Source organism: Shewanella sp. (assembly GCF_051658185.1).
Classification (GTDB): domain Bacteria; phylum Pseudomonadota; class Gammaproteobacteria; order Enterobacterales; family Shewanellaceae; genus Shewanella.
On record NZ_JBOFMC010000328.1, the window covers coordinates 1 to 3,544 of the forward strand.

A 3,544-nucleotide genomic window follows, 5' to 3' on the forward strand; every position below is an offset into this window, starting at 1 on the left:
AGCAATACATAGAAAACCAGAATACGCCTCCTAGCGAGAAGGCGATTAAAACATCCAAATCCCTGAAAAAGATCTAGCGAAATTACTGCCCGCTAGACTCGCCCGTAAACGAGCGAGATTGCGCGGGCATTTTGTTCAACCGGCATCGCAAGCCACTCAGTTGGAAAAAAAGCGGGTAGAAAATCAGGCAAAAACGAAGGTAGAAATGCGGGTAAAAACGCCGGACTTGATCTTGGGTGTTTTAGCTGTTGAGCCAACCTTGACCCTCAAACAAGTGGCTGAGCGGATAGGCAAATCAACCAGCACCGTTGAGCGGGCAACTTCTGCCTTGGTCAAGGAAGGGCGGTTGCGTTTTGCCGGGCCGCGTAAGGTGGACATTGGGAAGTGCTGCCGGCGGAAGGTGAATAATTCACCAAATTGGCTAGCTCTACGTTATTTGATCAAGCCGAGTGAACATGTTGTAGCCGGAAGGAGAGCGTGAGTCTCAATCTGTGTTCGCAAACGGGATATCTGCCGTAAAGGTCATCACGGTAGAATCGCGTGAGGCTTCCGCAGGTTATGATATTATCCGGCCATAGCTCAATTTTCATTGCCCAATCCGATGAGGTGTTATCCATGCTCCGTCAATTCTCCATCCGCAATAGTGGCCCAATCGCACTGGCCGAAGGCCAAAAACTGGGCAAGCTAAATCTCATTATCGGCAAAAATGGCTCTGGCAAGACGTGGCTGTTAAAGACTCTTTACTCTGCGTTGCGGGCTCAGGAGGAGTCTGGCCGTGGTCATGATAATCGTGAGTTTCACGACGTACTCAGTGACAAGCTTTACTGGACATTCCAGAGCCAACGCTTGGGTGAGATTGTGCGTCGTGGCAGAGGGAATCGCCTTGAGGTGAACATTCAGATGAATGACGGGGCCGAGTTGGCATTTGACTTTGGCGCAGATACCACCAAGCAAGTTAAGCCGAGCCTCAACACTTTGCCTTCGCGTGATGATAACTCGATATTTCTACCGCCCAAAGAGGTGCTTTCCCTCTGGCATGTCATCTTGAAGAGTGCACTACAAAACAGGGAGTTCGGTTACGATGCGACTTATGCCGATCTGGTGCTCGCATTACAAAATCCGCCGCAAGCAGGGCGGAATTACGACAGTTTTGCTAAGTCTCGAAGCAAGTTGGAGTCAATGTTTCAGGGGCGTGTAGTATTTGAAGAGCAGCAGTGGCTATATCGACAGGGGAATTCAAAGTTCTCAATTCACAATACAGCTGAGGGCATTAAGAAAATAGCGATCCTTGATACCCTGCTTGGCAATCGCTTTATCACCCCGAATTCTGTAGTTTTTATCGACGAACCAGAGTCGGCGCTTCATCCCACTGCAATCATCCAGTTACTAGATATTGTCCATATGCTGGCAGAGCAGGGTATTCAGGTGTTTATGGCGACACACTCCTACTATGTGGACAAAAATATGTTACACAACGCCAAGCAAAATCGACTCCCAATTCCCTGCTTTATTGCTGATGACATGGGGTGCTGGCAGCAGAGTTGTCTGCTGACAGATGGCTTACCGGATAATGAGATTATCAATGAGTCGATCCGCCTGTTTGAACAGGGCTTCGAGGGAATCTGAAAATGGTGACAATTGAGGAGTCAGGGGTCGCTTTTGGTCCTTTTATAGAAGATGTATTGTTCCATGTTGAAAAATCCCCTCATGTCCAAGGTTTGACAGGCATCAAGGTCTGTGAATTTGTCTGGTGGTCTGCTGACCAAGGAAAGCTCGTCTTTGTCGAGGCCAAGTCATCTGTTCCTAATCGAGTGAATAGTGAGCAAAAATATGAGGATTACTTTGCTGAGATACAGGAAAAGCTGGAAAATTCGCTGCAACTACTGCTGGCTGCCTCGTTGAATCGCCCCGTGACGTTGGGAGATGAGTTAGGGGCTGGCATGGCCGATGTTGACTGGCAACAAACTGATATCCGGTTCTATTTAGTTATCCCTCGAGCACCGTTGGGTGCTCTTGACCCTCTCAGTGATAAGTTGACCGGTTTGCTCAAGCGCCATTTAATAATCTGGAAAGCCAGTGCTAAGGTGATCAATGAATCGCTGGCCAGAAAAGCAGGGTTGCTGAACTAGGGAAAGTGCGAACAAGTCATTGTTGTGAGATCATTGGCCCACTTGATATCAGGGATGAGGTTCAGCATGAGTAACCAACAAATCTTCACGGACGGCGAGCTCAATGGCAAACGCCACAAAACCCGTAAAGAGATATTCTTGGCGCGCATGGAAGCGGTGCTCCCATGGTCAAAAATGCTGACGGTCATCGAGCATCGACAACGCTTGCGGCGGCACGTAGGGTTGACCACTAGCCACCAGTTCAGCATCCGCCAATGCCGCTGGCTTGTAATTAGTGGTAGCAAACGGCTCTTCGGAGCCGTTTTTTTTTGCGCTAGAGGTGTCATTAAAAATGAGATCCGCTGATGGGTTGGTCATATTGACGGCAGCAGCATCAAGGACAATACTTGCGTCATCTTGATGCCCTGACGACGGCTCGGAGGGGAGAAGGCGACAAGGTTCGAATGCAGCGCTTCGGTTGCATGTACACCCTCGATTCCCACCCATCAAGATCGACGAGCCCGCGCAAGCGGGTTCGCCTGTTTTCTCTGAGTTAAGCAAAAACTCTTTTTGCAGGTGACGTTCATTTTCACCTATACTCAAATTAAGCTGGTGACGCGCGATGCAGGAAGGATACGTTCCCCCGCCGTTGGTAGTCGTCACATTAAAGGGTTGCGCATTAGCGTGACCCTTTTCTTTTACGCAATCGAAGACTGCTGCTGGCTTGTGTACGCTAATGTCGTAGTGGAAGGCGCCATTGACATCTTCTTTAACCACCACGCGAGCGGCTAACTTCTCGTGATCCAGCAAAACTTTTGCGCGCAAAATATGATAAGCGCGAGCACTCTTATCGAGCTCGCCATCGTAGGGTGGTCGGCTAGATAGCAAGCTGGCCGACCGAATAATGTCCTTGATTGCGCCAACCATCATTAGTTTTTGTGGGTCACTGCTTAAGCTGATGACTTTTTTCACCCCTGCTCGCCTTATTTCTACGTCTGCCTTTAAAGCCGAGCAGTATGTAGAATCGCCAATCATCGCTTCGAGGCGTGCTTTGGCTGCCCTCCTTAACTCCTTCTTGCCTTCCGGCGTATCTGCAAATTCGCCCAGCTCTTTGCCGGTTAGCTCAATGACCTGCACCTCGCTGCCGTCACTATCTGGCTTCTCCTTGGTCTCTTCCTGCGGCGCTTCTTGCACGATGCTACTTAGCGCCTTGGGCTCAAAGTGCAAATCCAGCTCAATGTTTTGCGCGGTCAGCTCATCAATACTGATATAACCCAGCTCACCCCCTGCGCCTAAATCGCTCCAGCCATAGGCTTGGCGCGTACCGCCATCGCTATCTTTTTCGGTGATATACCAATCCGCGCCGCCGCGAAAATAGTGCAAATACGCCGTCGCGGCCAAGCCCTTGCCGTCTTGCTCGTAGGTTTCCGCCATAC

At 49.9% G+C, this 3,544-nt stretch carries 4 protein-coding genes and 1 pseudogene; 4 read left to right on the top strand and 1 reads right to left on the bottom strand.

Annotated elements, in window-relative coordinates; translation table 11 throughout:
* Positions 1 to 118 precede the first annotated feature (118 nt).
* The 4 genes and pseudogenes from ACRCZA_RS12615 to ACRCZA_RS12630 all read left to right on the top strand — a co-directional run.
* Positions 119 to 481, top strand: coding sequence for a winged helix-turn-helix domain-containing protein (locus tag ACRCZA_RS12615; protein ID WP_438674777.1), 363 nt, complete (start codon positions 119 to 121; stop codon positions 479 to 481).
* A 134-nt stretch (positions 482 to 615) separates the two neighbouring features.
* On the top strand, positions 616 to 1,626 hold the full coding sequence (locus tag ACRCZA_RS12620) for an AAA family ATPase (RefSeq protein ID WP_438674778.1): 1,011 nt from the start codon (positions 616 to 618) through the stop codon (positions 1,624 to 1,626).
* 2 nt (positions 1,627 to 1,628) lie between these two features.
* Positions 1,629 to 2,129, top strand: coding sequence for a hypothetical protein (locus ACRCZA_RS12625; protein ID WP_438674779.1), 501 nt, complete (start codon positions 1,629 to 1,631; stop codon positions 2,127 to 2,129).
* Positions 2,130 to 2,195: 66 nt separating this feature from the next.
* Positions 2,196 to 2,321 (top strand): annotated as a pseudogene (locus ACRCZA_RS12630) (IS5/IS1182 family transposase); the annotation flags it as partial.
* On the opposite strand, the gene ACRCZA_RS12635 reads toward ACRCZA_RS12630, so the two are convergent.
* On the bottom strand, positions 2,298 to 3,542 hold the full coding sequence (locus tag ACRCZA_RS12635) for a hypothetical protein (protein ID WP_438674780.1): 1,245 nt from the start codon (positions 3,540 to 3,542) through the stop codon (positions 2,298 to 2,300). The pseudogene ACRCZA_RS12630 and the gene ACRCZA_RS12635 sit on opposite strands and share 24 nt — an antisense overlap.
* Positions 3,543 to 3,544: the final 2 nt, after the last annotated feature.

Bases quoted from the DNA above. Each gene is read 5' to 3' on its own strand.
- ACRCZA_RS12635 (WP_438674780.1), bottom strand. From the start codon at position 3,542: ATGGCGGAAACCTACGAGCAAGACGGCAAGGGCTTGGCCGCGACGGCG.
- ACRCZA_RS12620 (WP_438674778.1), top strand. From the start codon at position 616: ATGCTCCGTCAATTCTCCATCCGCAATAGTGGCCCAATCGCACTGGCC.
- ACRCZA_RS12625 (WP_438674779.1), top strand. From the start codon at position 1,629: ATGGTGACAATTGAGGAGTCAGGGGTCGCTTTTGGTCCTTTTATAGAA.